The 17,652-nt window shown below is 37.2% G+C and carries 20 protein-coding genes; 12 read left to right on the top strand and 8 right to left on the bottom strand.

What is annotated here, in order from left to right; all coding sequences use genetic code 11:
- Positions 1-80: IS3 family transposase (locus tag RCJ95_RS16595; protein WP_446722502.1), on the top strand; the 80-nt coding region annotated here is incomplete at its 5' end.
- Between the two features lie 58 nt (positions 81-138).
- On the opposite strand, the gene RCJ95_RS16590 is transcribed toward RCJ95_RS16595, so the two are convergent.
- Positions 139-1,296 carry a Ger(x)C family spore germination protein gene (locus RCJ95_RS16590; RefSeq protein WP_446722501.1) on the bottom strand — a complete coding sequence of 386 codons (1,158 nt, stop codon included), beginning with the start codon at positions 1,294-1,296 and terminating at the stop codon, positions 139-141.
- A 156-nt stretch (positions 1,297-1,452) separates the two neighbouring features.
- On the opposite strand from RCJ95_RS16590, the gene RCJ95_RS16585 reads away from it, so the two are divergent.
- Positions 1,453-2,247 (top strand): PhzF family phenazine biosynthesis protein, encoded by a 795-nt coding sequence (locus RCJ95_RS16585; RefSeq protein WP_221682260.1) that lies wholly within the window; start codon positions 1,453-1,455, stop codon positions 2,245-2,247.
- 263 nt (positions 2,248-2,510) lie between these two features.
- Here the strand turns inward: RCJ95_RS16585 and RCJ95_RS16580 are convergent, their stop codons facing one another.
- A complete protein-coding gene (locus RCJ95_RS16580; RefSeq protein WP_257522110.1) occupies positions 2,511-3,887 on the bottom strand; it encodes an MATE family efflux transporter in 1,377 nt (458 codons plus the stop codon).
- Between the two features lie 20 nt (positions 3,888-3,907).
- Positions 3,908-4,387, bottom strand: a complete 480-nt coding sequence (locus tag RCJ95_RS16575; protein WP_004230188.1) for a DUF6530 family protein — start codon at positions 4,385-4,387, stop codon at positions 3,908-3,910.
- A 242-nt stretch (positions 4,388-4,629) separates the two neighbouring features.
- Between RCJ95_RS16575 and RCJ95_RS16570 the strand changes: the two genes are divergently transcribed.
- The 7 genes from RCJ95_RS16570 to RCJ95_RS16540 all read left to right on the top strand — a co-directional run bounded on the left by RCJ95_RS16570 (position 4,630) and on the right by RCJ95_RS16540 (position 12,699).
- A complete protein-coding gene (locus RCJ95_RS16570) occupies positions 4,630-6,261 on the top strand; it encodes a diguanylate cyclase (RefSeq protein WP_221682258.1) in 1,632 nt (543 codons plus the stop codon).
- A gap of 22 nt (positions 6,262-6,283) precedes the next feature.
- Entirely contained in the window at positions 6,284-6,646 is a 363-nt protein-coding gene (locus tag RCJ95_RS16565) for a response regulator transcription factor (RefSeq protein WP_048392951.1), read from the top strand.
- Complete coding sequence (locus RCJ95_RS16560; protein ID WP_221682257.1) at positions 6,639-9,431, top strand: ATP-binding protein; 2,793 nt, start codon at positions 6,639-6,641, stop codon at positions 9,429-9,431. Before RCJ95_RS16565 ends, RCJ95_RS16560 begins: the two co-directional genes overlap by 8 nt.
- Positions 9,432-9,944: 513 nt before the next feature.
- A complete protein-coding gene (locus tag RCJ95_RS16555) occupies positions 9,945-11,138 on the top strand; it encodes an MFS transporter (RefSeq protein WP_257522115.1) in 1,194 nt (397 codons plus the stop codon).
- A 117-nt stretch (positions 11,139-11,255) separates the two neighbouring features.
- Complete coding sequence (locus RCJ95_RS16550; RefSeq protein ID WP_446722500.1) at positions 11,256-11,792, top strand: TlpA family protein disulfide reductase; 537 nt, start codon at positions 11,256-11,258, stop codon at positions 11,790-11,792.
- 98 nt (positions 11,793-11,890) lie between these two features.
- Positions 11,891-12,229, top strand: coding sequence for a hypothetical protein (locus RCJ95_RS16545; protein WP_337975758.1), 339 nt, complete (start codon positions 11,891-11,893; stop codon positions 12,227-12,229).
- A 245-nt stretch (positions 12,230-12,474) separates the two neighbouring features.
- Entirely contained in the window at positions 12,475-12,699 is a 225-nt protein-coding gene (locus RCJ95_RS16540; RefSeq protein ID WP_257522117.1) for a hypothetical protein, read from the top strand.
- A 50-nt stretch (positions 12,700-12,749) separates the two neighbouring features.
- On the opposite strand, the gene RCJ95_RS16535 is transcribed toward RCJ95_RS16540, so the two are convergent.
- Both RCJ95_RS16535 and RCJ95_RS16530 read right to left on the bottom strand, forming a co-directional pair.
- The gene (locus tag RCJ95_RS16535; protein WP_221682252.1) at positions 12,750-13,262 is read right to left on the bottom strand and encodes a GNAT family N-acetyltransferase; all 513 of its coding nucleotides are present in this window, start codon (positions 13,260-13,262) and stop codon (positions 12,750-12,752) included.
- 391 nt (positions 13,263-13,653) lie between these two features.
- Positions 13,654-14,529, bottom strand: coding sequence for a DMT family transporter (locus tag RCJ95_RS16530; RefSeq protein WP_255601658.1), 876 nt, complete (start codon positions 14,527-14,529; stop codon positions 13,654-13,656).
- A gap of 206 nt (positions 14,530-14,735) precedes the next feature.
- Between RCJ95_RS16530 and RCJ95_RS16525 the strand changes: the two genes are divergently transcribed.
- Positions 14,736-15,227: an Lrp/AsnC family transcriptional regulator gene (locus RCJ95_RS16525; RefSeq protein WP_004230168.1), complete on the top strand. Its 492-nt coding sequence runs from the start codon at positions 14,736-14,738 to the stop codon at positions 15,225-15,227.
- 27 nt (positions 15,228-15,254) lie between these two features.
- Here the strand turns inward: RCJ95_RS16525 and RCJ95_RS16520 are convergent, their stop codons facing one another.
- Positions 15,255-15,581 carry a hypothetical protein gene (locus RCJ95_RS16520; protein WP_446722499.1) on the bottom strand — a complete coding sequence of 109 codons (327 nt, stop codon included), beginning with the start codon at positions 15,579-15,581 and terminating at the stop codon, positions 15,255-15,257.
- Between the two features lie 58 nt (positions 15,582-15,639).
- Here RCJ95_RS16520 and RCJ95_RS16515 point away from each other — a divergent pair, with 58 nt between their 5' ends.
- Positions 15,640-15,918, top strand: a complete 279-nt coding sequence (locus RCJ95_RS16515) for an ArsR/SmtB family transcription factor (RefSeq protein WP_221682367.1) — start codon at positions 15,640-15,642, stop codon at positions 15,916-15,918.
- 50 nt (positions 15,919-15,968) lie between these two features.
- Positions 15,969-16,352 (top strand): VOC family protein, encoded by a 384-nt coding sequence (locus RCJ95_RS16510; RefSeq protein ID WP_221682250.1) that lies wholly within the window; start codon positions 15,969-15,971, stop codon positions 16,350-16,352.
- 48 nt (positions 16,353-16,400) lie between these two features.
- On the opposite strand, the gene RCJ95_RS16505 is transcribed toward RCJ95_RS16510, so the two are convergent.
- A complete protein-coding gene (locus tag RCJ95_RS16505) occupies positions 16,401-16,574 on the bottom strand; it encodes a hypothetical protein (RefSeq protein ID WP_221682249.1) in 174 nt (57 codons plus the stop codon).
- 91 nt (positions 16,575-16,665) lie between these two features.
- The gene (locus RCJ95_RS16500) at positions 16,666-17,511 is read right to left on the bottom strand and encodes a copper amine oxidase N-terminal domain-containing protein (RefSeq protein ID WP_446722498.1); all 846 of its coding nucleotides are present in this window, start codon (positions 17,509-17,511) and stop codon (positions 16,666-16,668) included.
- Between the last annotated feature and the right edge of the window lie 141 nt (positions 17,512-17,652).

The following is a 17,652-nucleotide window of genomic DNA, read 5'->3' as shown; positions in this document are numbered from 1 at the left end:
TTCATTTTTATAATTACGATCGTTATCAGAAAAGGTTAAGCGGCTTGAGTCCGTTAGAATTCAGGACTCAAGCCGCTTAATACATTTTTTATTATTTCCACTGTCTACTTGACGGGGTGCAGTTCAAAGGACATCTGGTCATTTTTTGATGGTTTCTGTAAAAGTTTTTCGACCTGGATTGATTTTGGCTACATCCACATCAATTTTGCTAATTGAATCCTCTGATAATGGGATTTTTCCATCTTTCTCAAGCTTTTTCCAAACCTTGACGTTATCGCGGTAGAGATATTCTGACAATCGATAGATATCCACATCTAATTTTAGACCTTCTTTATAGGTTTCCTGGATTTCCTTTTTCACTTCTTTTACAATAAGCTCTTTCAGCTCTTGTTCGGTTACTCTTCCTTTAAAACCATTGATGGTCGCATTGATTCTCAATTTGACTTCAAATGTAACAACCTCTTGTTTAACAAGTGGTTCCACATCGACATGTATTTTCTCAATACTCACCGTTAGTTCTTCCTGGTCACCTGTGTTTAATTGAAAGGTAATCTCTCCACGATTTGTATAGTTATGCATCCATTGACTGCCACGAGCCGCAGTGTCTTGCACGAACCCCTTAAAGCCATCTTTCGACAGGACACCAACCCCTGAAAAATAGGTTTCCTCTACTTGCTCCTCATCTGTTTCCCAATCGTCTTTAATGGACACATAAGGAATTGTTACTTCATAGCTTGGCTCATTTAAACCAATGACAACATCTCTTAAGTCCTTTGGTTCAATAAATGTTTCTTGTTCTGTTGGGTTGATTGGGTTACTTAATTTTGATGAGGATAACGAATTTCTTAAGATAGGTGTGACAAGCAGTATGTCTTCTACTGGGTTTTTTGTACAATACACCCAGATTTGATACCTAGTATCGCGAAAACGTATGAATGTATCGATGACAGGAATAATGTGTTCATTTTCCATAGCTTGCTCTGAAAAAATCATATATCGCATATGTCCCCAAAAAATTTCCTGATCTGAGGAGCGATATAATTTGTAAATGGCCTCTTCTATTGTTTTACCAGTGGCACGTCCTACTTCTGCAGGCGCCACCGATGCGCTAGGTTGTATAGATTTCGCGACATCAGCGAAATTAATCACTTGTAAATAGACAATATACTCGTCGTTTTCGTAGTCTACACCTACTGCATTTATATAGTACATTCTTTGTGGCTCCGTAATATCCCAGCATCCAGCGAGTAAGGTCGTCAATCCGATGATCAATAAAAAGTTGAAATAAGTTTTCATGGTTTCTCCACTCGAATTGCTCTTTAGTTGTATTTTATAGTGTTAGCTTAGACAAAAGATGGCTTTTTTATAAAGTGCTTGCTGAGGAAATGGTATTTGGAAAATCATATCCAATGAGCCGATTTTCAGGTATGATGAGGCAAGGAGGGGAGAACGGTGACTAGTATTTCATATTGTCTAATTAATACATTTACGAATGAGCTATATAAAGGAAATCCTGCAGCAATATGTCTATTAGATGAAGCTATTTCTGAGGAGACCATGCAAAAAATTGCACAGGAGATACCTGTCCCGACAACAGCCTTTATTGAAAAAAAACAGGTTGATTTTTCGCTGAAATGGTTTACGCCAAATAAGGAAATACCCATTTGTGGTCACGGCACCCTTGCTAGTGCCTTTGTGCTTTGGCAGCAAGGAATTGTGCCAAAGGAGCACACAATTACATTTCATACAGCAAGTGGTCCTTTACATGCCAAGTGGCAACATGAACGAGTGGAAATCGCCATCAAAACGTATCCAATTGCTGAAATGGAATGTCCTTCAGCATTGGAGGACTGGTTAGGATGTAAGCCCATCTTTGTAGGGAGGACCGAATTGGATTATATCGTGGAAGTAGGCAATGAAGATCAAATTGCACAGTTTGAACCTGACTTTTTTGCGATGAAGCAGTTTTCTGTTCGAGGAATTTGTCTAACTAGTCAGTCGAAGGAAGAAGGCATTGATATCGTATCTCGCTTTTTTTCTCCAGCACAAGGTATTGACGAGGATCATGTAAATGGTTCAAGTCATGGTGCACTAGGCCCTTATTGGTGTGAGAAATTATCTAAACAACAGCTTGTCAGCAAACAACTTTCTAAACGTGGTGGTGTACTCTATGTGACCCCTCATCACAACAAGGTATTGATTGCAGGCGCAGCAGTTACAGTCTTGCAAGGAGAATTAAACATCTAGTTACGGTTTAGAAGGAGATTTATATTCGAGGTAACAGTTTTTTGTTTTGGTAATTATTCCTATTAGAAAAAGCGAGAAAAAATTTGAAACTTGTTGTAACCTTTTTCAATGTGAAACGACTACTCTATTAGTAGAATACAAAAGAACTAAAGCAAGTAGTAACATTCACTTTTCACAAAATGACCAGGGCTCAATTTTGAGTGCCTGGTTATTTTGTTGTCATAATAAAAAGAGGGCTCGCACATGGCATACCCTCTTCGATTTTATTCGCTCAGCATAGCTTTTAATGTTCGTTTTTGCCAGCCTAGCTTGAAGTATGCATATTGCATAATGAAGTGGACGCAGAAGGTGATTGGATAGGCTAACCAAACGCCATTTAGTTCTAGTGACGTATGGTGAGATAATAGGAACGCTAATGGTACCTGTACAACCCAAATCGTAATGACTAAGAAGATAGTTGGCCATAATACGACACCAGTGGCACGCATTGTAGCAGAAACAGTTTGTGTGTGTCCAAAAATTAAATAGCTCCAAAAGGCAATATATAAATAATTCTTGGCAATAAGCACAGTCTCATGTGAATCGATAAAGAAAGCCAAAATAGGCTCTGCAAACAGATACATAATGAGGATGATCGCGCCACCTAGAAAATAATTAATTCGCACACCCATTTGTCGGATTTTTTTAATCATCTCTGTGGAATTAGCCCCTAACGCCTGTGCTACAAAGACAGATGTAGCAATGGCAATACTCATAGCTGGGACTTGAGCATAGCTAGCTACCTGATTGACAACGCCATAAGCGGCAGTAGCATCTGAACCATAGCCATTCACAAAGCCAATAACGGCAATTTCGGCCACTGAAATGGCAACCATGCTAATACTGGCTGGAATGGCTAGCTTTAATAAGGACGTTAAAATATCTTTCTTTAATTTAAAATGCTGTAAGATTGTTTTATCAAAACGTAGTAAATGCTTTGTTTTATGCAAATAGGCTAACAACAGGATCATTGTCACCAGGTTTGATAACACGGAAGCATAGGCAGCCCCATTTAAGCCGAACGCAGGCAACCCCAACCATCCAAATACTAAAGGTGGTAGGAAGACGATATTTAACACGACACTAATTACTAAAAATAAAAATGGGGTTTTGGAATCACCGACTCCTCGCATAAAGGTTGTATACACCAAATACCAAAACATAATCGGTAACGTGAAGAAAAGTATTTGGGCATAACTAATACTCATGTCTAAAATATTCGCAGGTGTCTGCATAAAGCGTAATATCCATTCAATGAAAAAGCCACCAAAAATCGCGACAGCAATGGATAAAATGGTTGTAAAGGCGAGTGTTACACCAACAACCTCTTTCATTTTGGCATGATTACCAGCCCCAAATGTTTGACCGACTAAAATAGAGCTTCCTGAACCAATGCCAATTGCAAAGGCCATTAAAAAGAAGAAAAATGGAAAAAATGCCGAAATGGCTGCTAGGGCATCGACCCCTAAATTGCGTCCGACGATAAACATAGCAAATACCTGGCCGACAGATTGCAGCACATTTGCTAGCATCACGGGAATTAAGAAATTAAAAAAAGCTTTGCGTAGCTGTTGATCATCCTGTAACATTTGTTCGTTCATAAATAAGTTCCTCTTGAGTTTTAATAACCCATTTCTTTTAAGATTCTTGAAAGTGTGCGTAGGCGTTCTCCAATTAGCTCACCATCATTAGTAAGTGCTTGCTGAAAAAGCTGGATATCCTCTTTAATCTGTTCATTTTCTGTACAAACTTCCACTGTCATGGCATCTCCCTGTAAGCCTACACGATTAATCACAGGGTTTTCTTCATCATATAAATGCTCATGACGATAAGCCTCCTTAAAATAAAGTTCCGTTTCACACACTAAAATAGCGAGATCAAGCACGCGGTGTAGGGGAAGTTCTTCTGATTGGCGAGACCACTTGCCACCTGTATGCCGCCAAACCTTGGCAGAAATATCAACCTTTCCTCGATCATTCCATTGTGCCAGACCAAGGGAAAGTCCTTGTGCATCGGTTTGATAAGCCGTGCGCCCATCAATATTGGCATAATTTTCTGCCACGATGACAGGTTTATGTTTTAAATGTGTTGGAATTTTCATGTATCCGTACTCCTTATCATTTCTAATTTAGTAATTTAGTAAATTACTGATTTAGTAAATTTAGCATTAAACGCTTCTATAAGTCAATCGAAAAGAGGAAAGTTGGAACCCTTTCTTTTAAAACCAACTAAAGGGGGCTTAGCGTAAGGAATTCATTACAATAAACGTTCAAAATCTGCCGTGGTTTTTACAAAATAGTAAGTTATAATTTATAGAAGTATGATTGATTGGAGAGAAAGAGGATGGAAACAGCTAAATATCACCGAATGGTTTATACACGTATATGTGAAAATTTACAAAAATGGGATAATAGTGACTTTGTTAGAGAAGACGAACTCTATTCATTTTTACATACATTAAAAGGCACCGCTGGATCAATCGGTTTACATGAATTAACTTCGATTGCTAGTGAAAAGCTAGAGCTTTTGAATGAAGACCGTAACAAGCAATGGACCAAATCAGAATGGAAAAAGTACCTTGCTCCGTTTATTGAAAGCGTTCATTTTTATCAAGAAAATGATTCAATGGCTCAACATATAGAACATCCTACAACCATCATTAAAAATCCAGCAAAACAAGATTTTATTCTGATAATAGATGATGATGTGGTATTTATTTCCTATTTAAAAAATGTTTTAGAGAAAAAGGGCTACTCTGTCATTGCAGCTCATAATGGTAAACGAGGATTAGCGTTAATTTATGAATTGCAACCATCCATCGTATTTCTAGATATCATGCTTCCAGATTCTAATGGCTTTTCTATTTTAGACAATATTAAAAAAACGAAAAAAGAGCTCATGTTTGTGACAGTGATTAGTAGTAATGATAGTAAAGAAAATCGCGTTCGCACATTGGAGATGGGTGCTATGGATTTTATGGCAAAGCCCATTGATGAAGAGCTATTAGTTGCTTATGTTTCCAATCGCTTAGCCTATAAAAGAGAATTAGAGCAGGCTATTGTCATTGACGAATTAACCCAAATTTATAATCGTAAATTTATGGAATCGCAAATAAAGCTTTTCATTAAACACCATCAGCAAAACAAAGAACATTTTTCAATTGCGATTATCGATTTAGATTATTTTAAAAAAGTAAATGATACATATGGTCACCTAGTAGGTGATGAGGTGCTGAAGGGTTTCGCTTCATTGGTGAAGGAGCTAAAAGGAGCTGAAGCAATTGCTTGTCGCTTTGGTGGAGAAGAATTTGTGATTTTAATGCCCCGTACTACTAAAAAAGAGGCATTTATTTTTATTGAAAAACTTCGTACCTCCATGGAGAAAAAGATATTTACAGCAAATGGAACTAGCTTCCATGTTACATTTTCTAGTGGAATCGCAGAAGCAACTTCTACCAATTTACATCCTAAAAAGATGCTAGAAGAGGCAGATCAAGCACTATATACGGCCAAGCAATTAGGGAGAAATCAAACGATCATCTTTGATAACATAGCTGCTGTGGAGAAAAGAAAGGTGAAAATCAAGATCGTTGTCATTGATGATGTGTATATTATTCGTGATCTGATTACCAATCATTTTAAGCATTTGGAGGAAAATGAGGATTATATGATTGAAACACTGGCATACCCTGATGGCATTAGTTTTCTGGAAGCCAATTGGTATGACCCTGAGTGCAAATACATTATCTTATTAGATTGGATATTGCCGAAAATGGACGGCATCGAGGTGCTAAGTAAGATAAGAGAGCAACATGCTTCAAGTAATGTAATCGTCTCCATGCTAACTTCACGTGTGGGGGAAGAATACGTCATGAAGGCTTTCATTAATGGGGCGGACGATTATATTGTGAAGCCGTTTAATGTGGCTGAAGTATCGGAACGCATTATTCGTTTAATTCATCAGATGTTTCTTTAATGGGAAAGGGAGAAAAGACAGGATGGCTAGAATTTTAGTAGTGGATGATGAAGAAATATTACGCATGTTAATACGTGAAACCTTAGAAGATTTAGAATTTGATATTGATGAGGCAGAGGATGGCGAAGAAGCCCTTAAAAAAATGATGGAAAGCTCCTATGATTTAATGATACTCGACTATATGATGCCGAATTTAACAGGAATTGAGGTGATCGAGCTTCTCCCACAAGAGATTAAAATGTCGATGCCTATTCTCATGCTGACAGCTAAATCACAAGAAAGTGATCGTCAAAAGGTATTTGATTTAGGGGCAGATTACTTTATGTCCAAACCGTTTAGTCCCATTAAGCTAATGAATTTGGTGGAGGACATCTTAAATGATTAAGTCGACATCCTTGCTGAATAAAAGTATACGAAGCCAATTCTTTAAAATGCTGCTTTTTCTAGTTGTTAGCTTTTTAATCATCATTGCTGCTTTTCTTGTCGTAGTCAATGCAAGTCAAAATGCCTTACAGCAGAAGAGAGAGCAAATGTATGAAAAATCAATGCTTGTGGATGAATTGGAAGAAAATTTTAATGGCATATTTTTTCGAGCAAGGGGCTACTATGCCTTTCAAAATGAGCAGGAATTAAAGCTATTGTATGAAAATTTGGAGAATTTCGAAGTTCTATTACAGCAGTTTTCGCAACTGGATTTAACGGAAGAAGAACGAGGGCTCTATAATGAGCTAGTTGATTTTCATTATAATTATAAAACAGTTACTCTCCCAAAAGCGTTAAGCTTTGCGAAGATGGGGGATTATGAGGCTTTGAGAGAGCTTTCGAATGGCGGAGCAAATGACCTTGTCAATAAATTTATTACCTATACAAAATCCTATAAGAAAAAAACAGACCACTCCTTAAACCAAATTTTTAGCAAGACAGTGGAGCAGGGGCAATTATTCACTTTTATTTCGTTAATGATCAGCGGTCTCATTTTACTCTTTGTTGGCGTCATTTTACGAAGAGTGCTGAATAATATGATTCGACCAATTGAACAATTAACACTTGCGACAAACGCTTTGGCGTCAGGGAAATCTATTGATTTAGGTAATCTTGTACAAAAGGAAGATGAGTTAGGCATTTTAGCGAACTCATTTCTTAAAATGATACTCTCTATTCAGGATAAGGAAGAGGTACTGACAACCCAAAATGAGGAGCTTTTAGCGCAGCAGGACGAGCTTCAAGAAAATCAATTACAATTACAAAATTCATTAAATTATTTAGAAAAGTATAATCAATTAAATCATGTACTGACGTTTACGTTAAATAAACAGAAACTAATCGATAATCTCCATAATTATTTAAACGACATTTATCAATATGATACGAGTGTGCTTTATTGGATGGAGGGCAATGTGTATGCGACAAAAGGTTTATCACACCAATCTGCTGCAGCCCTAGTTGAAAATTTTGACATGGATAAACAAGCAAGATTAAAGCAGGAAAAATCCTTTGTTATTAAACGTCAATTGACAGCAAATGAAAAAGGAATTGCACAAGAGTCTTATTATGCCTATGACTTGTATTCTTCCGTGTTTAATTCTAAACGAGAGCTAGTCGCTATATTAATGGCCACACGAGAGGGGCATCCCCATAATGATCGGGATATAGATAGTTTAAATGGACTATTAAATCGTGTGTCCATCGCATTTGAACGCATTCTTATGTATGAAGAGGTAGAAAAATCGAGGACGTTAAATCAAACGATTATTGATAATGTCAACGAAGGTATCCAGTTAGTTTCTGTTACAGGCGATACCATTCTTATCAATAGAGCGCTATGTGGTATTGTCAACTTCTTTAACTTGACAACAGAAACAAGTATCCCTAAAGAGGATTGGCTACAGCATTTTCAAAAATGTAGTGCCCAACCAGATGAATTAATTGAATTTATAGAGGCATCTATTATGGAGAGCTTTGAGGATACACGAAAATACCGCTATTGTATGACGGCTGAACATGAAATCTTTGTCGAGGTATATGCAACTTGTCTTTTTGATGGGCAGGAAAAAGTAGGCACAATTTTTGTGCATCGTGATATTACAAGAGAATATGAAGTAGATCAAATGAAATCCGAATTGGTGAGTACGGTAAGTCATGAACTGCGAACCCCTTTATCGAGTGTACTTGGCTTTACAGAGCTTCTGTTAACAAAAAATATAAAACCCGAACGGCAAAATAAGTATATCGATACAATCCATAGAGAAGCGGTACGACTAACCAATCTTATAAATGACTTCTTGGATTTACAGCGAATGGAGTCAGGCAAGCAGCAATATAACATGGAGACATTACAATTAAATGAAATAGCCTTTGAAATTGTCAATCGCTTCCGACATGAGCAAAAGCATAATGTCCATCTAATTGATAAGGCAAGAGAGGTCTATGTCAATGCAGATCAAGATAGACTCGTTCAATTATTTATTAATTTAATAGGAAATGCGATTAAATTTTCTCCACAAGGAGGGGATGTGGAGATTTTGTTAGAAAACAAAAATAATAGTATCCAAGTGAGTATAAAAGATGAGGGCATTGGCATATCTAAACAGGATATTGCTCAGTTGTTCCAAAAATTCAAACGAATCGATAATAGTTTAAGACGTAAAATAGGAGGGACTGGACTGGGTCTTTCCATTTGTAGAGAAATCATCTTAAAGCATGAGGGAGAAATATGGATAGAGTCAGAAGAGGGACAAGGTACTATTGTGTACTTTACTTTACCACTTGCAAATAACACTGTCACCTTCGATGAAGAGGATGTAATGGAGGATAGCAATGGCTTAAACATTATGATTGTCGAGGATGACTTAAGCTTAGCTCTACTGTTGTCTGAAGAGCTAAAAAGCAAGGGCTTTACCGTGATTCATCATCATGATCCAAAAAAAGCTTTTGAAGATACACTCAATACACCTTTACTTGGTATTGTGATTGACATAATGCTTGGCGAAGAAATGAGCGGCTGGGATTTAGTCCGTGCACTAAGAGAAAGAGAGCATACAAAAGAGATACCAATTATTATATCTTCAGCATTAGATGAGGTAAAAGAAATGGTGGACCAATTTCAAATTAAAAAATACTTAACCAAACCATACCCACCTGAAGAAATATCAAAACTGTTTGTAAAATAATAGGATAGCTTAATTTATTGTCCGTAGCATTATATTGTAAGTAAAATGTGAGTGTTATAAAAACTTTACTAGATGAAGCAAAAGCGTTTGTCGCAAGTTGCTCCATACAACCAGACATTAACCGGAAATCTATCAACGAGAAAAATAAGTTTTCCTAAATTTTCTTCAAAAATGTGTAACCTTTGTAAAGCTGGTACGACTACTGTATTAGTAGAATACAAAACACTAAAGCAAATTAGTAGGTTTCACTTTTCACAAAAAGACCAGGTCTCAAATTTTTTTGAGAACACCTGGTCTTTTTGCGTGCTGGCAACAAAGTGGAAGTAATGCTAAAATAAGAAAAATACTTTAGAATGTTCTTGAAATTTAATTAAAATCACGCATAGAAATTGAAAAAAATGAAATCCCCCATCGTTTTTTCAACTAGGCGTAAAAAGGAGTTCAGACATGCAGGTTCGTCCAATTTAAAAATCTCCCAAGTAAAAATAAAATCTTAATTTTGGGGGATAAAACGTGTTTAAAAACCGATCTTTTTCACTTTTATTGACAGGTCAATCTTTAGCGGATATTGGTGATATTCTCTATATAGTAAGCGTGATTAGTATAATTTATCGTTTAACCAACTCGGCGATTGCTACTTCCTTTGTACCATTTATTATTACTACTTGTATGTTGATTTCCAGTCTGCTAACACCTCTTATTACGGCGAAAGTGTCGTTGAATCAATTGCTAACTATTTCTCAGGGCTTTAAAACAGCTGTCCTTTTGGGTCTTGCCTTGTATGTAGAATTGATAGGAGATCAGCCGATGTTTGGCTTTGTGTTTTTACTGATTGCGATGGTTGCGTTCTTGGATGGTTGTGCCAATCCTATTCGTCAATCCTTGGTGCCTCATTATGTGGAAGAAAAGGATTTATTACGAGCAAATAGTATTGCTGAAACGGTTATCCAATCCATTCAGGTGGGTTCTTGGTTTGTTGGCAGTTCCTTGCTTCTTCTCTTTACACCATCACAGCTTATATGGGGTGTTGTCGTCCTTTTTTTCATCGCAACATTGCTTTTAAAACTTCTACCAGATGTGGCACGTATGGAACGTCCACAAACAAAGAAATGGGTGTTAATTATGGAAGGGTGGCAAACCATCCATCAAACGCCTGTACTAAAAATTGCTGCACGTATGGATTTACTGGAATCGATGGCAGGTGCAGTGTGGGTCGCAGCGATTTTACTTGTTTTTGTAGAAGAAGCATTGCAGGCTTCTTCTCAATGGTGGGGTTATCTCAACGGCATTTTTTTTATCGGCATGATTTTAGGGAGTATGATTTGTTTAAAATGGACCAAATTTATTGAGCGTAAGAAAGCTATGTTCATAAGTGGAGGAGCGCTGTTGTCCGCTATTTTTACACTATTCTTTGCGGTTAGTATCACATCATTTATGGCTTTACTCTGTTCTTTGCTGATTGGCTTATGTGGGCAATTAAAAAACATTCCACAGCAAACCATCATTCAAACAAGTGTTTCAAAGGAGAAATTACCAACGGTGTATACATCGTTGAATGTCATTGTGACAGGGGTATTCGGCCTTTCATCTTTAATGATGGGCATGTTGTCAGAATGGTATGGGATACGAGTTGTTTTTTTCCTTTCAGCTAGTATGCTACTTCTCGTAAGTGTGATTGCCTATAAAAATAAAACATCTTTCACGTAAGAAAGAGTAGCCCTTACTTTTAGAGTAGGGGCTATTTTTTAGAAAAAGTTTATATCCTGTTAGTTGATAGTATGGTAAAATATACAAATATTTGTATATTTTAAAAGGAGAAGTAGGATGAATCGTAAAAAAATAAGTTTCATTATCTCAGCCCTTATCATTGCAATTTTTATTGGTGTGGCATTAAAAAATGTTTTTTTTCAAGCATCTCTTATACCCTCTATGACTGTTTTGGAGGATGGGACCAAACAAATTAATTATGAAACTGCTTTAACAAAGCTAGATCAATCCGCCACAACGTTTGAAGCATATAAGGGCAAAATTTTAGTAGTGAATTTCTGGGCGTCCTGGTGTGGACCTTGTCAACAGGAAGCACCTGAACTAGAGGCATTCTATCAACAAAAATCAAAGGATGTCGAGCTACTAGCCATCAATGCTACAGCCTATGATAGCTATGCAAAAGCGGCAGCATTTAAGGATACCTATGATTTATCATTTCCTATCTTTCTAGACGAAGAGGGAGTACTACAGAAATCGTTTGAAGTGATGAATTATCCTAGTACCTTTATCTTTGACGAAGAAGGGAAATTACAGCACAGCGTGAAAGGCGAACTCACTCAACAACAATTAACACAATTGATTGATAATCTCTAAGAACAAATAAGTCTTATAGACAATATAGTTAGAAAAATGAAACTTTTTCTAAAAAGATACGTAGAAGTAGCTGAAGAAAAAGGAAGGGAGCTCCTTTAATGCCACGGAAACAAATTATTATTATCATCATGGCATGGATTGTAGAAATATCGTTGACGTATTGGGTTGCCACCATGTTCTCTGTGCGATTTATCGAAGTGATGTTTTTCACGGGCGTTGCCTTTACCTTAGGAACGTTGTACTTTTCGAGTAGCGGTGGAGCGATGTCGAGGCTTTATGCATCCCAAGTGAGTGCGCAAACAGGGATCATTCATGAGCGAGAACGGTTCAAAGTTAAACTTGGACCCGTATTTATAGCGTCACTGATATTTTTCCTTATTGGATTGGTATTCTTTATTTTACTTGTAACAGGCATTATTCCACCACAAAAGGTGTGAAAGTTATTGGCTTCCACATGCAAAAAATCAAGATGGCTGGGTGCTCATTTTGATTTTTTTGCGTTGTATAGAATTTGTAGAGTGCTATATTATAGAATAGGCTTCAATAATTGTATTTTTACAATTAGAAAGGAGTAAAAGGGTAACTATTATACTAGAATTACCCTTCGTTATTAGTGATTTGTCATGCAAAATATGTATATCTGTGGAGGTATACGATATGTTAAAGGAGCTATCAAACCGCAGTGCCCCAAAATCGAAACCAACAAAATACAAAGAAGAGTAGACAACTAGAACCTGACCTTCAAGATAATGCTATGCTAGAAATTCAAACGATGGAAAGTAGCATAAAAAGATACATAACAGTGCATGGTGACCACTTGAATGCAGCTGAATATCATTCTTTACTGCAAATGATTAAGAGTTTAGAGAAATTGAAAACAGCGATTAAAGGTGTTTCATTAGACTAGACACATTCTTTTATATTGGATGATCTGACAATACGGTTTGCCAGATCATCCTAGGAATTAATCCACCGGTAATAAGTAAAAGTGAAGTTTTGACCATTCATTTCAAATGATTCACCGCTTCTATCCAATTGTTTAAAGCCGTTTTTTTCTAATACTTTCTGAGAGGCTATATTGTTCGTCGTTGTTTGAGCCTCAAGGATGAGCATGCCTTGCTGGCGCATAAGGTCTAATACTAATTGTAAGGCTGTATGGGCAACCCCTTTCCCACTATATTCTTTTCCCACTCGATAACCGATATGACCTAATCGTTGATCCTTATCAATATCGATTACATTGATCCTTCCTACAATTTCCTCAAGTTCATTTTTTATTAGATAGAAATAGCATTGCTGTTGTGCCTGTTCCTCTAAAAGCATGTCATTTTTTCTTATAAAATTTGGTAATAGGTAATAGTCATCCCCTCGACTTGGTACTGTTTTTTCAAAATAGGCCCTATTTTTAACCTCAAATGCATATAAGTTTTCATAATCACCCTGTGTTAATTTTTCTAATCGAATATTCATGGCATCTCCAATCAATTTTGATTTTTCTTTCATTATACCTGTAGTCTAGGGCTAATCTCATCTATTTATTGATTGTTCAGATTTTGTAGATGTGCGATTAGTACAATGGTTGCGTTCACAGAACATACGTTAGTTATTATTGGCGCTGACCTAGGAGGTGAAATAGGCAAAAGCGAATAATGTGTTTTTTTGTACTGAGAGCATTGGGTCAGGGATTAGAAAACTACTTTGCTTCTTTCAGCCATCTATTAAAAAGGTCCGTCATTAAAAATAACCACTTCCTGTGGCGTTGCCTTCACTAGTTTTTCTGAATGACTTATTCGAAAAGTTTGGGAAGCATGCCCTGCCCAATGGATTTACGAGATTTTGATTTCCAACATCACACGCTGACTTAGAGCACAACCTGAGGCGTCTTCGTTTTAAAATGTGTGAATAAGTAGCATCCCAAAATCACGATGATACCCCCAATGCCTTGCAGCCAGCTTAGCTGTTCACCGACAAATAAAAAGGCGAGCAATGCTGTGAAAATGGGATTAAAGTTTAGAAAAATACCAGAGGTTGTAGCACCTAATTGTTGAACGCCAATATTCCAAAATACCATACAAACTACTGTAGAGATGACCCCTGTATAAAAAAGCGAAAGAATGAAAGTAGAGTCGATTTCAGAGAAGGTAAAATCATTGATTGTGAATGGGACTAGGATGAGCACCCCAAACAAACCTGCATACAATGTCGCCATTAATGGAGAGGTTGTTTGCATAGCCCACTTACTACATACAGAATAAAGTCCCCATACGCAAACGGCTGCCATCATCCATAAATCTCCTGTATTCAATTGGAAGTGCCATAACAGCTGCCAATCTCCTTTTGAAAGAACAAGAAAAACACCAATGAAAGAGAGTACCATGGCCAGAAGCTGCAAGCCATTTATTTTTTCTTTCAGAAAGGCGAAGGAAAAGAGGGCGATGGACATGGTATTCATTGTAGAAATAAGACCAGCATTCGTGGATGTTGTCCGCTCCAACGCTAAAAATTGAAATATATTAAACAAGGCAACACCTGTAATGCCCATGAGGAATAATGGCACAAGAGCGGCCTTAGCAGGAACCAATTTCTTCTCTTTCCACCAAACGAACGGTAGCAGGACGATCACCGCGATCAGCCATCTGACCAACGTTAAGGTCATCGGTGAGGCATGAGCCACTAGCGTCTTAGCCACAACAAAATTGCCTCCCCAAAGTAAGCTCGTGACAAGCATTAAGCCCATATAAAATTTAACCACAGTATAGGTACACTCCTTTTACTTCTATGTATAATAAGAATCATAGCACTATAAGTGATTTGTCAGTATAATATTTTGTGTAATTGAATAAATTCGAAATAATCGAAAGTTATTTAACAGATATCAAAATAATGTTTTGAAATCGTGTTAAAAACTTCCTTGTCTAAAAATAATCAAAAGAGGAGAAAACAATGGAGGATATAAAAAATAAAGGATTAGATAATGTGGATCTGCAAATCTTAGCGATTTTGCAGCGAGAGGTTCAGATTAGCAATGCGGAACTAGCTAGACGGGTGAATTTGTCCCCACCAGCAACTCATACAAGAGTGAAACGTCTAGAAAATGAAGGCTATATTGATCAACAAGTTGCGATTTTAAATCAGGAAAAACTAGGATTTGATTTATTGTGCTATATTTTTATGAGCACGAATATTCATCAGGAAAAGCAAATAGAGGAATTAGAAAACCGCTTGAAAACAATGTCCGAAATTTTGGAATGTCATTGCTTAACAGGTGCCTATGATTATTTGTTAAAGGTCGTCATTCGAGACCGCCAAGACTTAGACCAATTCATCCGAAAACTAAATAAGCTTGGCGTTTCTAGAATTCAAACGAATTTATCCTTACGGGAAATTAAATATTCTACAGTGTTACCGATCGAAGAAAACAGTAAGCCTGAGTAAGGTAACTCAGGCTTGCTGTTTTTTTACTCATGAAAGGATAGCAGCCGCTCTAAATGAGTAGAGAAGCGCTCGAAAAAGGATAGCAGCCGCTCCAAATGAGTAGAGAAGCGCTCGAAAAAGGATAGCAGCCGCTCCAAATGAGTAGAGAAGCGCTCGAAAAAGGATAGCAGCCGCTCCAAATGAGTAGAGAAGCGCTCGAAAAAGGGATAGCAGCCGCTCCAAATGAGTAGAAAAGCGCTTGAAAAAGGATAGTAGCCGCTCTAAATGGGTAGAACTCCGCTCTAAATTAGTAGAACCCAAATCACGAGAGATTAGCTCTGCTTCAAATAAAGAGATCACACGTACAAAAATCACGCAACCTGCAAGTTGCTTATAGTTGACACGCAACCTGCAAGTTGCCTATACTCAAGCTATGAATTGGGATACAGACGCTGTTTTTAAAGCACTAGGGGACTCGACTCGGAGACTGATATTAGATGAACTGGCTGAGTGTGATGAGATGACGTTGTATGAATTGACGGTGCGTCTTCTAATGAAACATGAACTTTCAATTTCGAGGCAGGGGATTGCTAAGCATCTCTCTGTATTGGAAAGTGCTGGACTCGTCCTATCACAGCGGCAGGGAAAATATCGAGTCATTCTCTTCAATAAGGAACCACTTAAAGATTTACTGAAAGGATGGGTAGAGTAAAGCTTACGTGTGAAGGATGCTTCTTAAACGCTCAAAAGGAGGAAAAGCAATTGAATATTATTGTCAACAGTATCTTTGTACAAGATCAGGAAAAGGCACTAGCATTTTATACGGAAAAGCTAGGGTTTGTAAAAAAGGAGGATGTCCCAGTAGGAAAATATAGATGGCTAACGCTTGTGTCGCCTGATGATTTAGAGGGCACTGAGTTATTACTCGAGCCAGATGAGCATCCTGCAGCAAAGGACTATCAAAGGAATATCTTCGCTGAAGGCATTCCAGCAACAATGTTTGGAGTTGCTGATTTAGAAAAGGAGTATAGTCGTTTACAGGAGAAAGGCGTTGAATTTACACTTAAGCCGACAAAAGCGGGAGAAGTCACAATAGCAGTTTTTAATGATACATGTGGCAACCTTATTCAGATTATACAAAGATAGTGTAGAAAAGCGTGTTTTGATAAAAAATATCAAAACACGCTTTTCTCATTACTCAGCCATTACCAAACCTTTATCATCGTTCAAAACGTTTAGATTTTCCTTTGGCTGTGCATTTACGGTCTGTTCTTTGGCTTCTGCTTCCTCGCTGGGCGGAGCTTCTTCCGACGAACAAGCAGATAAAAGGAATAGTAGCGCTATACTAAATGACAGGAATTTCTGCATGAGGCAAACCTCCATCAATCAATTGTTGATATGAATATTTTGCACATTTTTTTACAGAATATGTTGCGTATAGCTGCCATTAAAAAATCTTTTAAGCGACCGTATTACTAATTATTTTGCTAAAGCCATTATTATATGCACTATTAATCAGCTGCTGTATTGACTTTACTGCTTGCTCAGAGAAAATATACCAGTTATCGCCATCGAAATCATGGAGTAAATACTCAGGATAGCCTTGTAATAGTTCCTCTGGGAAAGGTTTATTTAATGTATAGATATCATATTGTTTGACACTGTTATGATCATGGCTCATAAAATCAAATTGACCAAGCTTATAATAAGATCCAGGAGTTTCTAGATTTAGGTGCCAATAATAATCTTTCGGAGCCTCTACTTTGTCGCCTTTCTTTTCTTGGAAAATTTTGAAAAGTGCTTGGTGATAGGCATTGCCCTTGATGTCCTGAATGACACCACCCATTGTCATATGGTATTCATAGCGTAGTACCTTGATTTTTTCATCTTCAATTCGCAATGGTTCAGTCGTAATATTCACTTTGCCTTCATTGTAATGCACTTGGCTGCCGAATGTTTCAGCAATAAAGCGGATTGGTACATAGGTGCGATTGTTTTTCATGTATGGTTGTACATCCAATTGCTCTTTTTCACCATTTTTAATGACTGTTCGGTTATTAAGATTCAATTTAACGGTTGCTTGATCCATTGAAAGGGTGATTTGTGAATCCTGCCAATGAACTTGTGCACCAAGATTTTCACTGATCACACGTAATGGCACCATTGTTCGATTGTTTTTTTGCTCAGGTGCTGTATCAGATTTTACCACAACATCGTCGATTTTGATTTGTGGAGTTGCTGCATCAGCAGGTGTTGCTACAAATAATGTAGATGTTAAAAATAGCCCTGTAAAAAATTTTTTCATGGTATATAACCTCCTTATATTTTAACATTTACCACCATCGGAAATTTTACCATAATATTCTTCAATATATAATAAAAATCTTACTATTTTTTCTCTAAATTCAATAACCGTTTTAATTATCAGATGTATAATGAAACAAAG

It is taken from the genome of Lysinibacillus sp. BSL11 (assembly GCF_052928325.1).
Note: the sequence above shows the minus strand (reverse complement) of the source record. Positions and strands in the feature narration are given on the sequence as shown.

Coding starts and splice junctions, on each gene's coding strand:
- RCJ95_RS16590 (WP_446722501.1), bottom strand. CDS start 1,296: ATGAAAACTTATTTCAACTTTTTATTGATCATCGGATTGACGACCTTA.
- RCJ95_RS16580 (WP_257522110.1), bottom strand. CDS start 3,887: ATGAACGAACAAATGTTACAGGATGATCAACAGCTACGCAAAGCTTTT.
- RCJ95_RS16575 (WP_004230188.1), bottom strand. CDS start 4,387: ATGAAAATTCCAACACATTTAAAACATAAACCTGTCATCGTGGCAGAA.
- RCJ95_RS16570 (WP_221682258.1), top strand. CDS start 4,630: ATGGAAACAGCTAAATATCACCGAATGGTTTATACACGTATATGTGAA.
- RCJ95_RS16565 (WP_048392951.1), top strand. CDS start 6,284: ATGGCTAGAATTTTAGTAGTGGATGATGAAGAAATATTACGCATGTTA.
- RCJ95_RS16560 (WP_221682257.1), top strand. CDS start 6,639: ATGATTAAGTCGACATCCTTGCTGAATAAAAGTATACGAAGCCAATTC.
- RCJ95_RS16550 (WP_446722500.1), top strand. CDS start 11,256: ATGAATCGTAAAAAAATAAGTTTCATTATCTCAGCCCTTATCATTGCA.
- RCJ95_RS16545 (WP_337975758.1), top strand. CDS start 11,891: ATGCCACGGAAACAAATTATTATTATCATCATGGCATGGATTGTAGAA.
- RCJ95_RS16535 (WP_221682252.1), bottom strand. CDS start 13,262: ATGAATATTCGATTAGAAAAATTAACACAGGGTGATTATGAAAACTTA.
- RCJ95_RS16530 (WP_255601658.1), bottom strand. CDS start 14,529: ATGGGCTTAATGCTTGTCACGAGCTTACTTTGGGGAGGCAATTTTGTT.
- RCJ95_RS16525 (WP_004230168.1), top strand. CDS start 14,736: ATGGAGGATATAAAAAATAAAGGATTAGATAATGTGGATCTGCAAATC.
- RCJ95_RS16515 (WP_221682367.1), top strand. CDS start 15,640: ATGAATTGGGATACAGACGCTGTTTTTAAAGCACTAGGGGACTCGACT.
- RCJ95_RS16505 (WP_221682249.1), bottom strand. CDS start 16,574: ATGCAGAAATTCCTGTCATTTAGTATAGCGCTACTATTCCTTTTATCT.
- RCJ95_RS16500 (WP_446722498.1), bottom strand. CDS start 17,511: ATGAAAAAATTTTTTACAGGGCTATTTTTAACATCTACATTATTTGTA.